This window comes from Segatella copri, assembly GCF_024330485.1.
Taxonomy (GTDB): Bacteria; Bacteroidota; Bacteroidia; order Bacteroidales; family Bacteroidaceae; genus Prevotella; species Prevotella copri_L.
Genome location: NZ_JANDWX010000031.1, coordinates 18,506 through 35,879, shown reverse-complemented (window position 1 = coordinate 35,879; position 17,374 = coordinate 18,506). Strand labels below are relative to the sequence as shown.

At 46.0% G+C, this 17,374-nt stretch carries 17 protein-coding genes; 11 read left to right on the top strand and 6 right to left on the bottom strand.

Features of this window, described 5'->3' with window-relative positions; translation table 11 throughout:
- Nucleotides 1-233 precede the first annotated feature (233 nt).
- Together NNC77_RS13525 and NNC77_RS13520 are read right to left on the bottom strand one after the other, a co-directional pair.
- A complete protein-coding gene (locus NNC77_RS13525) occupies nt 234-761 on the bottom strand; it encodes a hypothetical protein (RefSeq protein WP_118117049.1) in 528 nt (175 codons plus the stop codon).
- 7 nt (nt 762-768) lie between these two features.
- Nucleotides 769-972: a hypothetical protein gene (locus tag NNC77_RS13520; RefSeq protein ID WP_118064236.1), complete on the bottom strand. Its 204-nt coding sequence runs from the start codon at nt 970-972 to the stop codon at nt 769-771.
- Between the two features lie 446 nt (nt 973-1,418).
- On the opposite strand from NNC77_RS13520, the gene NNC77_RS13515 reads away from it, so the two are divergent.
- On the top strand, nt 1,419-2,345 hold the full coding sequence (locus NNC77_RS13515) for an Rpn family recombination-promoting nuclease/putative transposase (RefSeq protein WP_234564703.1): 927 nt from the start codon (nt 1,419-1,421) through the stop codon (nt 2,343-2,345).
- A gap of 231 nt (nt 2,346-2,576) precedes the next feature.
- Here NNC77_RS13515 and NNC77_RS13510 read toward each other — a convergent pair whose 3' ends face one another.
- The 4 genes from NNC77_RS13510 to NNC77_RS13495 all read right to left on the bottom strand — a co-directional run bounded on the left by NNC77_RS13510 (nt 2,577) and on the right by NNC77_RS13495 (nt 6,229).
- Nucleotides 2,577-3,746, bottom strand: coding sequence for an ATP-binding protein (locus tag NNC77_RS13510; RefSeq protein ID WP_254971350.1), 1,170 nt, complete (start codon nt 3,744-3,746; stop codon nt 2,577-2,579).
- Nucleotides 3,747-3,953: 207 nt separating this feature from the next.
- Nucleotides 3,954-4,493: an RNA methyltransferase gene (locus NNC77_RS13505; protein WP_022120523.1), complete on the bottom strand. Its 540-nt coding sequence runs from the start codon at nt 4,491-4,493 to the stop codon at nt 3,954-3,956.
- A 39-nt stretch (nt 4,494-4,532) separates the two neighbouring features.
- Complete coding sequence (locus NNC77_RS13500) at nt 4,533-4,964, bottom strand: SufE family protein (RefSeq protein WP_006848257.1); 432 nt, start codon at nt 4,962-4,964, stop codon at nt 4,533-4,535.
- On the bottom strand, nt 4,964-6,229 hold the full coding sequence (locus tag NNC77_RS13495; protein ID WP_006848256.1) for a peptidase U32 family protein: 1,266 nt from the start codon (nt 6,227-6,229) through the stop codon (nt 4,964-4,966). The genes NNC77_RS13500 and NNC77_RS13495 overlap by 1 nt, the downstream gene beginning before the upstream one ends.
- Before the next feature lie 222 nt (nt 6,230-6,451).
- On the opposite strand from NNC77_RS13495, the gene NNC77_RS13490 reads away from it, so the two are divergent.
- From NNC77_RS13490 to NNC77_RS13445, 10 genes are all read left to right on the top strand, one after another.
- Nucleotides 6,452-7,402, top strand: coding sequence for a FimB/Mfa2 family fimbrial subunit (locus NNC77_RS13490; protein ID WP_254971351.1), 951 nt, complete (start codon nt 6,452-6,454; stop codon nt 7,400-7,402).
- Nucleotides 7,403-7,466: 64 nt separating this feature from the next.
- Complete coding sequence (locus NNC77_RS13485) at nt 7,467-8,549, top strand: C1 family peptidase (protein ID WP_254971353.1); 1,083 nt, start codon at nt 7,467-7,469, stop codon at nt 8,547-8,549.
- A 719-nt stretch (nt 8,550-9,268) separates the two neighbouring features.
- On the top strand, nt 9,269-9,913 hold the full coding sequence (locus NNC77_RS13480; RefSeq protein WP_119229500.1) for a hypothetical protein: 645 nt from the start codon (nt 9,269-9,271) through the stop codon (nt 9,911-9,913).
- A 2-nt stretch (nt 9,914-9,915) separates the two neighbouring features.
- Entirely contained in the window at nt 9,916-11,439 is a 1,524-nt protein-coding gene (gene rpoN / locus NNC77_RS13475; protein WP_006848252.1) for an RNA polymerase factor sigma-54, read from the top strand.
- A gap of 82 nt (nt 11,440-11,521) precedes the next feature.
- Nucleotides 11,522-12,130 carry a phosphatase PAP2 family protein gene (locus NNC77_RS13470; RefSeq protein WP_006848251.1) on the top strand — a complete coding sequence of 203 codons (609 nt, stop codon included), beginning with the start codon at nt 11,522-11,524 and terminating at the stop codon, nt 12,128-12,130.
- Nucleotides 12,131-12,155: 25 nt separating this feature from the next.
- Entirely contained in the window at nt 12,156-12,662 is a 507-nt protein-coding gene (purE, locus tag NNC77_RS13465) for a 5-(carboxyamino)imidazole ribonucleotide mutase (RefSeq protein WP_254971355.1), read from the top strand.
- A 52-nt stretch (nt 12,663-12,714) separates the two neighbouring features.
- The gene (locus NNC77_RS13460; protein WP_254971357.1) at nt 12,715-14,583 is read left to right on the top strand and encodes a 4-hydroxy-3-methylbut-2-en-1-yl diphosphate synthase; all 1,869 of its coding nucleotides are present in this window, start codon (nt 12,715-12,717) and stop codon (nt 14,581-14,583) included.
- A gap of 193 nt (nt 14,584-14,776) precedes the next feature.
- The gene (locus tag NNC77_RS13455) at nt 14,777-15,484 is read left to right on the top strand and encodes a response regulator transcription factor (RefSeq protein WP_254971359.1); all 708 of its coding nucleotides are present in this window, start codon (nt 14,777-14,779) and stop codon (nt 15,482-15,484) included.
- An 80-nt stretch (nt 15,485-15,564) separates the two neighbouring features.
- Nucleotides 15,565-16,377 carry a hypothetical protein gene (locus NNC77_RS13450; RefSeq protein WP_254971360.1) on the top strand — a complete coding sequence of 271 codons (813 nt, stop codon included), beginning with the start codon at nt 15,565-15,567 and terminating at the stop codon, nt 16,375-16,377.
- A 12-nt stretch (nt 16,378-16,389) separates the two neighbouring features.
- Nucleotides 16,390-17,346: a sensor histidine kinase gene (locus tag NNC77_RS13445; RefSeq protein WP_254971362.1), complete on the top strand. Its 957-nt coding sequence runs from the start codon at nt 16,390-16,392 to the stop codon at nt 17,344-17,346.
- Nucleotides 17,347-17,374 lie beyond the last annotated feature (28 nt).

Here is a 17,374-nt window from a genome sequence, read left to right as displayed (position 1 = left end):
AGATTTAAAATTATGTAACTTTGCAGCCGAAAAGGCTTCCCTGCTGGGGGCATGCCCCCAGCAGGGAGTGGGAATGAAAGTTAAGAACAAGCCTTGACACAGTTTAATTTACACCCCCCGTAGATTACGAATATCTCCATATAATCAAGGGTCTATACGCCACCTTTTCATCGTGGCATATAGACCCTTGTCGTTTCCCGTAATCAGATATATACTGTTAACCTAATTATGTTTTAATGACGAGAGAATAGTTTTTTTACTGCAACAGTAATTCTTTTGGCTAAATCATCACAATCAGAACAACTGTTCTTATTAATCAGAATATACAAAGACTCATTTTCTATTGCATAATGCTTGAATAATCTTTCAGATACCACAGACGTAGTGAATTTCTTATATACACGAAATCGTCTTGTCGCCATTCCTAATTCATCATTTTCATCTTCTGCACCAACAAAGAAGAATGAGGCTTTGCTATCTCTTTTCAATACATCAAGCATAATATGGAACAATGTATAGAAAATGATTCTTGGCTCAAAAGTGTTAGTACGAAGACTAAATTTCAATTTACTATTCATATTGGCCTTATCAAAGAACTTCACGCAATAAGCATGTTCCTGATAACGCTCAACTCTTACAATATAAGAATGATGAGATTTAGCTGACTTGAATCTATACTGCAAAGTTTCAATCAGCCATTCATCTGCACTATCCCTGTCTATCATTTGAAAGACGAAGGGATAACCTTCACTTTCTTCCATATTAATTTCAAATTAACTGTTTGTAGACAGGGATGCGGATTTTGTCTAATTGTTCTGTTGTCAGAGCCTTGACATCATCGTTAACAGTAAAATACACAGTAGGATATCGGTACTTACCATTAGGCATAAGTACCTTCGTTACCTGCTTGATAATCTCAACTCCATCAAGCGTAACTATCTTAGTCTCTGTTTTATCTACTATCTTTCCCATAAGCAGAATTTTTGTTATTTGATTTATTGATAATGCAAACAGGCACAATGAAAATTTGTTCTCAAATTACCGAGTGCAGCATTTCTGCTGCAAAGATACACTGTTTATTTGTAACTACCAAATTATTCGTGAAGAAAACAACATAAAACACATAAATTCCGACTCTGTCAGCATCCGTATCATATCCCCAAAGGGTTGTAAACGGCATTGTTACCGCCTGCATGCCATCCGCCATATCATAAATACAGAATAGCGGAGATGTAGATTACGAAAATCTCCATATAATCAAGGGTCTATACACCACTTGTCATCGTGGCATATAGACCCTTGTCCTATCACATAAGAAACGCAATCTCTTACTTTTTCATAAACTTTTCACTGAAATCTCTTGCGGGTTTGAAAATAAAACCGTAACTTTGCGGCATGGATTTTTAATACAGATGATTATGAAGCAGGTAGAAGAAAGATATATCAGCTTGCTGACCGACTTCGGTTTCAAGCGAATTTTCGGAACAGCAATGAACAAGGATTTGCTCATTTGCTTCCTCAACAGCTTGTTTAATGGCAGACAGGTTGTGATGGACGTGTCGTATCTGAACCCGGAGCACGTGGGAGATGGCTATACCGACCGCAAAGACATCTTCGATGTATATTGTGAGGGCGAAAACGACGAGAAGTTCATCGTTGAAATGCAGAATGCTTATCAGGCGTATTTCAAGGACCGCTCCCTCTTCTACTCAACCTTCCCTATCCGTGAACAGGCACCCAAGGGGAACGACTGGGATTTCAAGATCAATCATGTCTATACTGTTGCGCTGCTCAATTTCAACATGTATGAGGATGCCTTCGACAAGGAGAAAACCCGCCATCATGTACAGTTGTGCAATACCGCTACCCACAAGATTTCCTACGACAAGCAGGAGTTTATCTATGTAGTACTAGCTAAATTCAATAAGACACTAGGAGAATTGGAAACGCTCTACGAGAAGTGGCTTTATGCGCTGAAGAACCTCTATAAACTTACCCAACGCCCAAAGGAGTTGTGCGACAAGGTTTTCGACCGCCTCTTCGAGGAAGCCGAAATAGCCAAGTTTACTCCGCAGGAAATGAGGGAGTATGAAGCAAGTAAGATGGCATATCGGGATATCAAGAACTGCATTGATACGGCGAAGCAAGAAGGTCTTGCGGAGGGTATAGAACTGGGGAGGAAAATATGTATGGCGAAAGGTATGGAGAAAGGTAGAGCTGAAGGCAAGCATGAGGCCAACACAGAAACAGCACAACGTTTGCTGGCAATGGGACTTTCTGCCGAACAGGTTGCCAAAGCTACCCAGCTACCTTTGGAAATCATTAAGAATCTGAACAATACATAAAAAATATAATAGCGGAGATATTGATGATAAATATCACCATAATAAATCCCAGAACCGCATGGAAGAGCGATTCTGGGATTTTTGATACCATTTGTTTAATATTTATATTATATAGATTAATTCGTTACTGAAGTTTCGCATGTAAGCCCCATACGCCCTGAAAGGGCGTGCTGCTTCTGGAGCTTTTGGACCTTCAGCCCGTACTTAAACCACATGCGAAAGTTCACGACTCTAATAATTCATGCCGAAGTACCAGAGAGGGATGATGATTCCATGCCCCGTCTCTATATCGTCTTTTACGATACGTCCGTTTTTTACATCCTCTATCTGCTTTTTACCTTTCTTCCTTCCGCCAATCTCAAAGGTATAGTCACCAATGGTAAAGTCGGAAACCCTGGAGGAAGTAACGTCTTGTTTTTCTCTCATCTGATTGTAGAAGAAAGTTTCCCTTATGTTTCCTATGTTGGGATTAGAGGTGAGTACTGACATCAGACTTGGGTTATCGACATAAACTTTTTCCACCTTCCCCAGATTGCGCATTCCCGAAGTATCATCTCTGAGCAGACCAATCATTCCGGCACGCTCCAGATAGACGAGATAATCAGGCACGTTGTTCTTACTTACCCCGATTTCCGTGGCAAGGTTCTCTACGCTTGGCTTGTAGGGAGCCAACCCGGAAAGAATGACGAGCATACGCTTCAGTTTGCGTGCTGTTGAAGCTTTCATATCAGCATATTGCGGAATGTCAACTTCTACCGTCTGGTCTATCACCTGCAGCATTCTTTGCGTAAAATCTCCCTCTATGGCAAATGGGTAATAGCCATGGTCGAGGTACGCTCTGAAAACAGGCAATGGATGGTCTAACCCCGGAATCTCTACCTGGTGATTGAGTATTTCGTCGAGACTGAAAACTCTGATCTTGATGCCTTCAAAAAGTTGCAGGTATTCCCTGAACGACAAGCCTTGCATCATATACATCAGCGCCCGACGACTCAGATCAGCTTCGCCCTTCTTGATATCCAAGACCGATGAACCGGTAAAGATAAGGTTCAGGGATGGGTGCATGTCGTAAATTTGCTTCAGTTCTCTGCTCCAACCGGCATACTTGTGAATTTCATCTATATAAAGATGTGTACCACCCTCCTTGATAAACTCGTCAGCAAAGTCAATCAAGGAATGATTTGAAAAATAGATGTTGTCGGCAGACACATACAGGTGATGGCCTTCCTTAGACAGCTTGATGCGCTGAAGTATCATGGTGGATTTTCCAACACCTCGCGGACCAACGATACCTACTAATCGTCCATTCCAGTTGATTTCATCATATTTATATCTGATGAAATCAAGCGGAGTGCGTTTCAATAACTCCGCCATGTATTCATAAAGTTTATTGTCTATCATATCTTGCTCTTTTAGATGAATATCGTTTAAAACTGCAGCAAAGATACAAATAATCCCTCAATGAGGGATGAATTCTTTCGAAAAGTTCCCTCATTGAGGGATAAATTTAATCATTTTTATCCCTCATTGGGGGATTTTTACACATTGTATTACCAAATGAGTTCGTGCCAAACTTGGCAAAAAACGCAAGTTTGGCACGAACTCAACTTATAGTTTCAGGAGTTTGGCAAACTCCCAGACTACAATACCGGCGGTGACACTGACATTCAGGGAATGCTTGGTACCGAACTGGGGAATCTCCAGACAGCCATCACTCATATCCACGATGTTCTGCTTGACTCCCTTCACCTCGTTACCGAAAATCACGGCGTAGCCTTTGGAGAGGGAAGGGTGAGCCTCAGGCAGGTTCTGGAGCTTGGTGGAGCCTTCTACCTGCTCGATGCTATATACAAAGTAGCCTTTCTGCTTCAACTTCTCTACCGCCTCTTCGGTAGTCTTGAAGTATTCCCAATCCACGCTGTCTTCGCCACCCAATGCCGTCTTATGAATCTCGACATTGGGAGGGGTGGCGGTGATTCCGCAGAGATACACCGCCTCTACACGGAAGGCATCACAGGAGCGGAAAACACTTCCTACATTATATAATGAACGCACATCATCCAGGACCACTATCAGGGGCAGCTTCTCGGCTTCCTTGAATTCCTCCAGGGTGAGGCGGTTCATCTCTATCGTTCTTAATTTGCGCATTATAATATACCTTATTATATATAATATAATCAGAGGCGGTTAAGCCTCTGCCTCTTTGGTCTTGTAGGCAAGGGCGTACATGCGAATCTGCTTGATCATCGCCAGAAGACCATTGCTGCGGGTTGGACTCAAATGGTCTTTCAGACCAATTTTCTCTACGAAATAGAGGTCGGCATCCATAATCTCGGTTGGGGTATGACCGCTCAACACACGGATGAGGAGGGCGATGATGCCCTTTACGATGAGCGCATCGCTATCGGCAGTGAATACGAGCTTGCCATCTACATAATCGCATTGCAACCATACGCGGCTCTGACAGCCGTCGATAAGGTTCTGCTCGTTCTTGTATTTCTCATCGAGAGGAGCCAACTCGTTGCCCAAGTCAATGAGCATCTGATACTTGTCCATCCAGTCGGTGAAATCCTGAAACTCCTCTACTACTTCATCCTGCAATTCATTAATTGTTGCCATTATTTTATTTCTTTAATTTCGTTTACTGTAATCAACTTATAGAGCTTGTCGTTAGGGCGTACCTTATCTGGTACAGGGATGGAAACTCTCCAGCCCTGCTGCGCTGTCTCTACCGGTTTCAGGTCGTAGCGGATTTCATCGGCATGAAGATACATCACACCAGTGGTGTTACCCGTAATCAGCAGTTTCTCGCCCTTGTCGAAGGTAGATGCCTCTACGGCTACTTCTGCCACACCCAACTTAGAGAAATATTTCATCACCTTGCCCACTAGCACCTTCTTCTCGGTAGCTACGGAACCGTAATGCTTGTTCCATTCACCGAGAGTCTGACCCTGGTAATAACCATCCCAGAAACCACGGTTGAAGACGGTGGCGAGTTTCTCATCCCACTCATCCTTCTTCTCCTCGGTAAAGGTTCCGTCGAGCACGGCAGCTATCGCCTCCTTATAACATTTCACTACGGTATATACGTATTCAGGACCACGGGCACGGCCTTCAATCTTGAAGACGCGCACACCGGCATCCATCATGCGGTCGATGAAGCGGATGGTCTTCAGGTCCTTCGGACTCATCACATACTTGTTGTCGATTTCAAGCTGGTTGCCGGTTTCATTATCTGTAACAGTATAGCTGCGGCGGCAGATCTGCACACACTCGCCACGGTTGGCAGAGCGGTTGGCATTAGCGAGACTCATGTAGCACTTGCCCGATACAGCCATGCACAGAGCACCATGACAGAACATTTCGATGCGGATCTGCTTGCCCATAGGTCCGCAGATGTTCTGCTGCTCTATCTGCTCATGGATGTGCTTCACCTGGTCCATGTTCAATTCACGTGCCAGTACGGAAACATCAGCAAAGCGTGCATAAAACTTCAAAGCCTCTGTGTTTGAGATATTTAACTGTGTGGATAAATGAACCTCCTCGCCCACTTCATTGCAATAGCTCATTACAGCCACATCGCTGGCGATGACGGCAGAGATGCCTGCCTCCTTGGCAGCATCGATGATTTCCTTCATCGTTGGGATGTCGTTATCGTAGATGACTGTATTGACGGTGAGATAGGTCTTGATACCATGCTCGTTGCAGGTGGCAGCAATCTCACGCAAATCATCGATAGTAAAATGGTTGGCTGAATGGGAACGCATGTTCAACTTGCCGATACCAAAGTATACGGAGTCGGCACCAGCCTGTATGGCAGCAGCCAGTGACTCGCGTGAGCCCACTGGTGCCATCACTTCAAATTCGTTTATCTTTGTATTCATGAATGCAATTATCTTTTTTCGGGTACAAAGTTACACCAAAATGAAGACAAAACACAGAAAAATGGAGAAAAAATGACATAAATTCGATTATATTGACAAATCAATCATGATTATTTGTCTATATTTGCCTATAAATAAGAATATATCCCTAGGATATTCTTCTTTTTATATGAATCCTATCCAGTCTTACGGCTGGTATTATTAATCAAAAAGTGAAAGCGTATGAAGAAAGCTTTTACCTCAGGAATGATTCTGTTCCTGGCAATGACCACAACGGTTAGTTGCACACAAGAAAACGTGATGCTTGAAACAACACCACAAGTCAAGAACCAAGAAGTAAGATTCTGCTTCTTCGAAAGCTCCATTGTGCCTATCGGTCAGGATGAAGAGAGCAATCTTGCCAGAACGAGAGCCGACGGGAGCAAGCAATCGCTCAAGGATGCAAAACTCTACACAGATTTGCAAGTATGTCTCATTCCGAAAGGAGATGAAACTACTGCCGGCTATACCGTAAGACAGGAAAACTGGGATGACAAATTCGGAAACGTCAGCCTGCAGGTGCCGGCAGGAGAATACACGCTCGTTGCCGTAGCAGCAAAAACTGATTTGCAGCAGGAAGAACGAATCGAAGTAAAATCAAGGTATGAAATGACCTTTGCCAACAATATTGTACGCGATATGGCGTATACCCTGCAGGATATCAAGGTGGAATCGGGCAGCAAAGCCGTAACACAGAATGTTTCGCTGAAACGTGCCGTCAGCTGTTTTGAACTGCGTGCTACCGACATCATGCCCCTGACTACCAAGACTCAGGAAATCACGATAAGCGGAAGCTGCGGCACGGTGTTCAATCCTTCTACCGGATTCTGCAAAGAAAAGGCTACCATCACCCGAAACTTTTCTTTAGTAGCCAAAGAACACCAGGAAAGAATCATTTACTATACACTCTACACCCTTCTGACCGACAAAGATATAACGGACATCCATATAACAGCTACGGCAAAAGACAAGGAAGAAAAAGTTATCAAGACCGTCAGCTTTGACAACGTACACCTGGTCATCGGAAAGAAGACTACCTATACCGGTCCGCTCTACACCTACCCTGCCAACAACATGTCGTTCACGATTGACCAGCCGAAGATTCCAGCATCAGGCTATGACAAGAAATTTTAATAACCCATGGTGTTTTAAGAAAGATTAATGCCACAGATTAAAATCTTTTTTGTATTTTTGCGGCATGGAAAGAAAGAACATTATAACCATAGGACTCGCTCTGCTTGTATTCGCCGGTTGCGGATACAGACAGCAGCGAGGCGGTATCTCAGAGACAGGTGGAGGCGAGGATTATCTTCCGGAGCATATCCACCTGATCAGTACTACGCCCGTCAAGGACCAGGGCAACAGCGAACTCTGCTGGGCATACGGCATGCTTGCCACCATCGAAAGCGAGCACATCATGAAGGGGGATTCCGTGAATCTCTCCATCGCCTACATAGCCCGCATGATGCTGGAAGAACAGGCACTGGAATATTACTTTGCACAGGGAAAGAAGAACATCAGCCTGCGCGGTACTGCCCCGATGCTGATACATTATATAGATAAGTATGGTGCACAACCTTACGACAGCTATGAAGATCCGAAGCACGTGAACTACAAGGTGCTCTGCCGCAAGGTGCAGAAACTGTGCGATGGCGCCATCTCGCAGAAAGCGGGCATCAGCCAGCTCAAGGAGGAACTGAACGACCTGTTTGACGCAGAAATAGGCTACATGCCTGCCAAGGCCGTACACATGCTGGGTGCCGAATATACCCCTCAAGAGTTTGCCCACAGCGTATGCTATCCCGAGGAGTATGTATCGCTCACCAGTTTCTCGCATCATCCTTACAGAGAATACTTTGCGCTCGAGATTCCCGATAACCGGATGCACGATGCCTATCTGAACCTTCCGCTCGACGAGCTGATGCTCCACATCAGGAAGGCGGTAGAAAAAGGACACCCGGTATGCTGGGAAGGTGACATCAGCGAACCTGGCTTCAAGGAACCAAGGAAGAACTGTGTAGACATACAGCCGATGGAACGCCCCGTGACCCAGGCATCGCGACAGAAGGAGTTTGAACAGCTTCGCACCACCGATGATCATGTGATGGAAATCATAGGTACCTTCATGAAAGGCAAGCAGAGATTCTACGTCTGCCGCAATTCATGGGGCAAGAACTGGGGCAACAAGGGAATCATCTACCTATCGGAAGACTATCTGCGCCTCAAGACCATCGCCGTGTTCATGAGCGAAGATGCATATATAATGAAGATGCATATATAATAAGGTATAAGCTCCCAAACAGGCTTCAGACATAAGAAATGTGTTAAAATGGTTGACATACATCAAATAGCTGTTAAATAGCACGTGTGTGCGCACACACATAGTTGATTTATATCAAAAAAGAGGCTTTTTTATGTGATTTTCTCTTAAAACATTTGGTGGGTTCGGAAAATCGTCGTACCTTTGCATCGTCAATAAGACAAAAAGGTTATTAGGTTTTTAGGTTAAGATTGTTAGTTGTTTTAGGTTATTAGTTAGTTTAAAGGTAAATTTAAGATTGTTTATTCAGAGAAACGGTATTAGTTAAGGTAAAGAAAAGATTGTTTATTCAAGGACGACAAAAAGTTTAGGTTATTAGGTTTTTAGGTTTAAGATTGTTAGTTGTTTTTTTATTAGGTTTTAGTTTAAAGGTAAATTTAAAGATTGTTTATTCAAGGACAACAGGATAATTCAACAGGTGAGTTGAAGGTAAAAAGATCAAATGTATGGGATAACCAAAGATGACGCCTGAGCAGAATTGCTGCTTCGGGCTTCGTAATGGAAAGGGTAACAAAAAGCCCTTGAGTTATGAGAAATTTGGGAATATCGTATTAGAAGAGCGCAATTTCGAAATCATTCGAAGTTGCGCTCTTTATTTTTTCTGAAAATAACCGCCAAATTATTTTGTTTTACCAACGAAAAGTCGTAATTTTGCAGAAGATATATAAAGATAGGAAATTATGGCAAGACATCCTCTTTGGAACGAAGAATACTGGCTCCTGCTGTTGCAGCTGTACCAGAAGAAGCCCATGGGCGTGAAACCTCTCTATTCGAAAGGGATGGTCGACTTGAGCCTGGAACTGCATATTCCACCTGAGTTTCTGCACGAACAGATGTTCAAACTCAGAATGGTGACTCCGAGAATCAAGCGACTATGGGAGAAGTATGCCGATAAGCCACAGAAACTGAAGCGCGATATACAGCGCATCAGGCAGATGAACGGCTGCGGAAACGCCATACAGTTCTTCGAGGGAGTGGAAGTGAAGGAAACATTCGAGAAAAACTGGGAACCACTGGAAAGTGAACCATCGCTCACCCCCGTGAAACTCATCATCATCCTCGATCTCTACTTCCAGCTCACACCAATCACCATGGTGCCGGAAACACCGGAAATCATCGACCTGGGAAAACTCATCAGGACATCACCGAAGGTCATTGCCGAGGCGATGGGCGTATTCATGTACTGCGACCCCTATCTCAACCGCGAAGATGTGCTGATACACCCGCTGCTAGAAGCATGCAGCGACATCTGGCACCAATACGGAAACGGAAATCCAGACAAGCTTTACCAGCTTGCCAACGAACTAAAAGAATACTTTAAGTAATTATGGCTCAAAAACTCATACAGACACAGGCACAGAAGTTACAGCAACTTCAAAGACTTTCAGCCCAGCAAATGCTGCAGGTGAAACTGTTGGAAATGCCGCTCACGGAACTGGAAGACAGTATCAATGCAGAACTGGACGATAATCCCGCTCTGGAAAGCGAGAACCCAGACGACATGCTCAACGAGAATGTCGCCAATGATGATTCGCCCGCAGATGATGAGTACGACAACAGCAGCGATGAGGATGCCTACGAGGCTGAATCTGAAAAAGAAGAAAGAAAAGACGAACTGGACCAGGCACTGGAAAGCATCGGAAAAGACGACCAGATGCCTGACTACAATACAGACAGATACAACAACCAGGACAGCGCTGACTACGAAGAAATGGTTTACGGCGACACCACCTCTTTCTATGATAAGCTGAAGGAACAGATGGACATGCAGCCGCTCAGCGACAAGGAGAAGGAAGTAATGGAATATCTCATAGGTTCACTGGATGACGACGGACTGCTCCGCAAGGACCTGGACAGCATCTGCGATGAACTCGCTATCTATCACAACATCGATGTTACGGAAAAAGACATCGAGCACGTGCTCCACATTCTACAGACCTTCGACCCAGCCGGTGTAGGAGGAAGAAGTCTGCAGGAATGCCTCCTGCTGCAGGTTAAGAGACTGCCGAGAGGTGTGCTCCGCAAGACGATGGAAGAGGTGTTTACCGACTATTTTGACGAGTTTACCAAGAAACATTGGGACAAGATCAAGGCAGGACTGGAACTGAACGATACACAGGTAGAAACCCTGCAGGCAGAAATCAGAAAGCTGAACCCGAAACCGGGCGCATCGATGGGCGAAACAGAGGGAAGAAACATGCAGCAGATAACCCCCGACTTCATCATCGACACCAATGACGACGGAACGATTACATTCTCGCTGAACCGTGGCAACATTCCGCAACTGACGGTTTCGCCATCATTCACCGACATGATTGACACCTACAGGAAGCATAAAGACAAGATGAGCCGGAGCGACAAGGAAGCCCTGCTCTACGCCAAGGAAAAGGTGGACAAGGCACAGGGATTCATCGAAGCCATCAAGCAGAGAAGACATACCCTCATCGTCACCATGAAGGCAATTATCGACATACAGCGGCAGTTCTTCCTGGATGGAGACGAGGCTGACCTGAAACCGATGATCCTGAAGGATGTAGCAGAACGCACGGGACTGGACATCAGTACCATCTCGAGAGTGAGCAACGTGAAGTATGCCCAGACTAAATGGGGCACCTTCCCGCTGAAGTTCTTCTTCACAGACAGCTACACCACTGAAGACGGCGAAGAGATGTCTACCCGCAAAATCAAGATTGCCCTGCACGACATCATCGAGAAAGAAGACAAGAAAAAGCCGATCAGCGATGATGCACTCGCCAAACTGCTGAAGGAGAAGGGATTCCCTATCGCACGACGTACGGTGGCAAAATATAGGGAGCAACTGGGCATACCGGTGGCACGACTCAGGAAATAAGATAGTGGTATGAGTCAGGAAGAAACCGGGGCCCACCACAAAATATTTGAGAGATAAAAAGAATATATACGTTATTAGTGTTATGAAAGAGAAGAATATCATATTGACAGCACGCATCATGAGCATGATCTTCACGCCCTTCTATCTGCCGATGGTAGGACTGATTGCTCTGTTCATCTTCAGTTATATGTCGCTGTTACCGATAGGATACAAACTGGTGATGCTGGGCATGGTCTACCTCCTGACCGTCGTAGCTCCATCGCTACTCATCCACCTCTACCGCATGGTTCAAGGCTGGACCTCGCGTGAGCTGGGCAAGAAGGAGCGTCGTATTGTGCCTTACATCCTCTCTATCGTATGTTACTTCGGCTGTTTTTTCTGGATGGAATACCGCAATACGCCTCGCGTCATCAGTATCATCGTAGTGGTAGCGCTGGCGATACAGATGATTTGCGCCTTCATCAATGTATGGTGGAAGATCAGCACCCATACGGCAGCCATCGGAGGTGTGGCAGGAGCTCTGGTGTCTTATTCTGTAGCCTTCAATTTCAATCCGCTGTGGTGGCTCTGCCTTGTGCTGATGATGGCAGGCGCAGTAGGAAGTGCCCGCATGATACTCCGACAACATACGCTGTCACAGGTAGTTGCAGGATTCCTGATAGGCACCGCCTGTGCTATATTAGTAATATAAAGTTTATAATAAAATATAAGAAGAAATGAAACCATTAGTAAGCATTATTATGGGCAGTACAAGCGATCTGCCTGTTATGGAAAAAGCATGTAAGTGGTTGAACGACAACCAGATTCCTTTCGAGGTTAATGCCCTCTCTGCTCACCGCACTCCAGATGCAGTAGAGTCATTCGCCAAGGGAGCCAAGGAGCGTGGCGTGAAGGTTATCATCGCTGCTGCCGGTATGGCTGCCGCCCTTCCTGGTGTTATCGCAGCATCTACTCCTCTGCCAGTAATCGGCGTGCCTATCAAGGGTATGTTCGATGGTCTTGATGCCATGCTCAGCATCATCCAGATGCCTCCTGGCATTCCTGTAGCTACTGTTGGTGTGAATGCGGCTCAGAACGCTGCCATCCTCGCTGCTGAAATGATTGCCCTTGCCGACGAGGAAGTGGCTCAGAAGGTAGAGGCTTGGAAGGCGGGTCTCGGTGCCAAGATCGAGAAGGCCAACAAGGACCTGGCTGAGGTGAAATACGACTTCAAGTGTAATTAATCTAATATGTGATATGCCCCATTCTTTTGGGGCATATCTTATCTTATATATTATGGTAGATTTATTCAATTATACCCGCCGTGCCTCTTCTGTGGCACATATCGGAGCCATCGACCTGGGTGGCGATAATCCTATCCGCATCCAGTCGATGACCACCACCAACACCAATGATACCGAGGCTTGCGTGCGACAGGCTGAGGAGATTATCAAGGCTGGTGGCGAACTGGTGCGCTTCACCACTCAGGGTTCCCGCGAGGCAGAGAACATGAAAAACATCAATGCCGGCATCCGTGCCGACGGCTATCAGACTCCGCTCGTAGCCGATGTTCACTTCAATCCTAACGTTGCCGATGTGGCTGCTCTCTATTGTGAGAAAGTGCGCGTCAATCCGGGCAACTACGTGGATCCTGCCCGCAAGTTCATCAAGCAGGAATATACCGACGAGGAGTATGCCCACGAACTTCAGAAGATTGAGGATCGCTTCGTACCTTTCCTCAACATCTGCAAGGAGCATCATACTGCCATCCGCATCGGTGTGAATCATGGTTCACTCTCCGACCGCATCCGTAACCGCTACGGCGATACGCCAGAGGGCATCGTAGAGAGCTGTCTCGAGTTCCTGCGCATCTGCAAGAAGGAGAATTTCCACGATGTGGTTATCAGCATCAAGTCATCCAATACCGTTGTGATGGTTCGCTCCATGCGCCTCCTGGTAGAAGAAATGGAGAAGGAAGGCATGAACTACCCACTCCACCTCGGCGTAACCGAAGCCGGCGAAGGCGAAGATGGCAGAATCAAGAGTGCCGTAGGTATCGGTGCCCTGCTGGCTGATGGCATCGGCGATACCGTTCGTGTAAGCCTGAGCGAGGAACCGGCTGCAGAGATTCCTGTGGCACGCCATCTGGTAGATTACATCGGCAAGAAGAAGGGGCATCTGATGATTCCTGCCACAGCTTGTCCTTCATTCGACTGGCTGCGCCCTACCCGCCGCGAAACCGTGGCTGTAGGCAATATCGGCGGCAGCAACGTTCCGGTGGTTATCAGCAACCGAATCAACGGCGAGAGCACCGCTTGTGAGAACAAGGATGCTACTCCAGACTATATCTACATCGGTGGCAAAATGCCTAAGCAGTTTGTGCTAGGTCAGAACTACATCGTAGATTACAACGTTTACGAGACGCTGAACAGCAAGCCAGAGACTACTGGTGCCAAACTCTACCCTATCTTCCCTGCCATGGCAATGCCGCTCATCGCCAGCATCAAGGCAGACGTGAAGTTCCTCACCCTGCAGTATGGTACACCTGCCGAGGAATATATCGCCTGTCTGAAGGCTCATCCTGAGGTGGTGGTTATCTGCGTAAGCAACCATCAGAACCGTCTGGGCGACCAGCGTGCATTGGTTCACGAGATGATGAATGCCGGCTTGAAGAACCCTGTGGTTTTCGCCGAGATGTACCAGCACGGCAAGGAGGAGAAGAGCGACTTCCAACTGGAGGCTGCTGCCGATATGGGCGCCTTGATGATTGATGGTCTGACCGATGGTATCTGGCTGATGAACAATGGAGACATCCCTGCCCAGACAATAGATGAAACCGCTTTCGGAATACTTCAGGCAGCCCGTCTGCGCACCAGCAAGACCGAGTATATCAGTTGTCCGGGATGCGGCAGAACCCTCTACGATCTTCGTGAAACCATCGCCAAGATCAAGGAGGCAACCAAGCATCTCAAGGGTCTGAAGATAGGTATCATGGGCTGTATCGTGAATGGTCCAGGCGAAATGGCGGATGCCGATTACGGCTACGTAGGTGCCGGTCCTAACCGAGTAAGCCTCTACCGCAAGCAGGTTTGCGTAGAAAAGAATATTCCGCAGGAGGTGGCAGTAGAGCATCTACTCGCCCTCATCGACTCGGACAAGCAATAATTATTTAGGCACGGATCCGCGTAATCCGTGCCTAATTTATACCCGCTCCTAATCACTCCCCGTTCCTAATCCATAGTGCCTTCAAAAGTTCAGGAATGAATGTTATCTTTAAGTTAATCTCCACCTCTTTATATGGCTCTTTCACAAAAAAAATGTATCTTTGCAACTGTAATCATCAAAAACTGAAAAGATTATGGCAAATACTAAACTACTCCTGGTAGAGGATGATGAAAACCTCGCCTATATGGAGAAAAGTTGCTTCGAAGATATCATCGGAGGATATGAGGTGAAAACCGCCGTAAACGGCAAGGAAGGACTGAAAGTGTGGCAAGACTTTCAGCCCGATGTTATCGTATCTGATATCGACATGCCCATCATGGACGGAATAGAAATGGTGAAGAAAATACGCGAGGTTGACGGAAAAACCATAATTCTGTTTACCACCGGACTCACCTCGCCGAAAGACCTGAAGGCAGGTTATGCCGCTGGGGCCAACAACTATGTGAAGAAGCCGTTTATTCCGGAAGAGCTTGATGCTCATATACATAGCCTGCTCCAACTGAAAGCCGGAGCCCGCAGCGAAAACGCCAGCAACCAGATAAAACTGGGTAAATACATTCTAGATGCCGACCATGCTACTCTGAAAGATACGCAAGATGGTAAACAGAAAATGCTCACCGCACGAGAGGCAAAGATTCTGGAACTGCTGGCAGTAAACAAAAACGAGGTGGTGCGCCGCGAAGCCGTATTGAGCCGGTTCTGGGACGTGGAAGACAAAGACTATTTTGCTTCCAGAAGTTTGGATGTATTCATCAAGAAAATCCGCACAGCGCTGGAAGACGAACCGGGCGTAGAACTGAAAACCATCAGAGGTGTGGGATTCAAACTCATCGCAGAATAGACGCATCTCAAGCCTCAGAAAATCAGTAAAACGAATCATCTCTATACGGAATGAAAACAGATTATTAAAGACAAACATATATGTTAAAAGCGATACTATACTTCTTTCTCCTGATAGCTGAATTTTTCATCACTATCCTGATAAGCGGTTTCAGCTTTGGCCTGTATTATGCCTATATAGGTAGTGAGCACATGCCAGGCAACAGCAAGGGAGATATGACTACAACAGAAATGTTTCCTTTCATCATAGCTTTCGCCCTGATAGCTACACTCATCATCTGGTTTACCTTTCATAAAGGCAAGTTTTCGAGTTTTACGCTTGGCAAGGTAAAGCCAGAGAGCAAATGGCAACTCATGCTCTACGGCTCTATGCCGATGCTGGGCTTTATCATCGCCTATTATGCCCTGATGAGCTACTTAGGCATTCATTTTATACCTAAAGAAATGAGCCAGTTCGGCTTTTTCCAGATTCTCCCACTGATGCTGGTAGGCACATTTATCTCAACCTACGTTTTCTATGGTGCCATTCTGGAAGAACTTCTGAAAAGCGGAAAGAAGAAATGGGTCGTTCTGCTTGTATACTTGCTCATGATTATGCCAACTACGCTGACAGCAGGTTCGGGCGAGGGAATGGCACTCTGGATATTTTACGTCCTGGCAGCCCTCCCATGCACCTTATACGGTTTCTGGCTTTACTGCAAAACCCGAAGTTCCATCGTTATATTTGCGGTTTATCTCATATCCAATATGGTTCCGTTCAACCTGGGCAGCAACTGGGTTACCATCCTAGTATGCATCCTGGGACTGGGCATGATGGGCTATGGATTCTATCTTCTCAAGAAGAATATAGAACCATTGCTGATACAAGAGGATGAAGAAGAAAAAGAATACTAAAACCACCTGATTATGAAGGCAAACAGAACCAAAATGCTCGGTACGATGGCGCTGGTAGCCGTACTGTGCATGCAACTTTTCTGGATATACAACTCATTCCAGATGAGCGTTCACCAGATGGGCTACGATAATCCCTGGAGTCTGGCAGCCGATGTGAGGGCGCATGCCTTTTTCTCGGCACTCTACCAGAGTCGCATCACCCTGCTCACTTCTCTACTCACCATGGTGGTCATTATTCTGAGCCTTATCGACCAAATCAACTATATCGATGAGCAGGAAAGGGTTCGCCTGCTACGCGAGGACTTCTCCTATGCCATGGTTCACGACATGAAGTCGCCGCTCACCTCTATCATCATGGGAACCAAATATCTGCACAGCGGCGTACTGGAGAAGAAGCCGGAAATGAAGGAGAAATATTTCTGTATCGTAGAAGACGAGGCACAGCATCTGCTTGCTCTCATCAACCGCCTGCTTACCATCTCAAAACTGGAACATGGTAAACTGAGTATCCAGAAGGCTGAAATAGATCTGGAGGCGATGATAGAGGATGTGGTGGATAAATACAAGGCGAAATCAGCAAAACCGATTCATATCACAACCCTATTCGGAGCCACTTCGGCACTGGCAGATGAGGAATATCTGAAGGAGGCTATCAGCAATATAGTAGATAACGCCACCAAATACTCGAAGGAAGAAATCAATATTCAGATTTCCACCTCCGAGAATGACAGAAATGTATATATCAAGATATACGATGAGGGTATCGGCATAGCCAGAAGTGAGATGAAAACAATCTTCAACCGCTTTGAGCGTGCTGCTGAGCACGAAAGAGATGCCCGGAAGACCCGTGGCGGCTTCGGTATCGGTCTGAACTACGTGCTGCAGGTAATCAATGCCCATGGCGGCAAAATAAGCGTAAAGAGCGAAGAAGACAAATGGTCGGAATTCACCATATCGCTGCCGAAATAATCAACTTGCACAACCATATTAATAACAA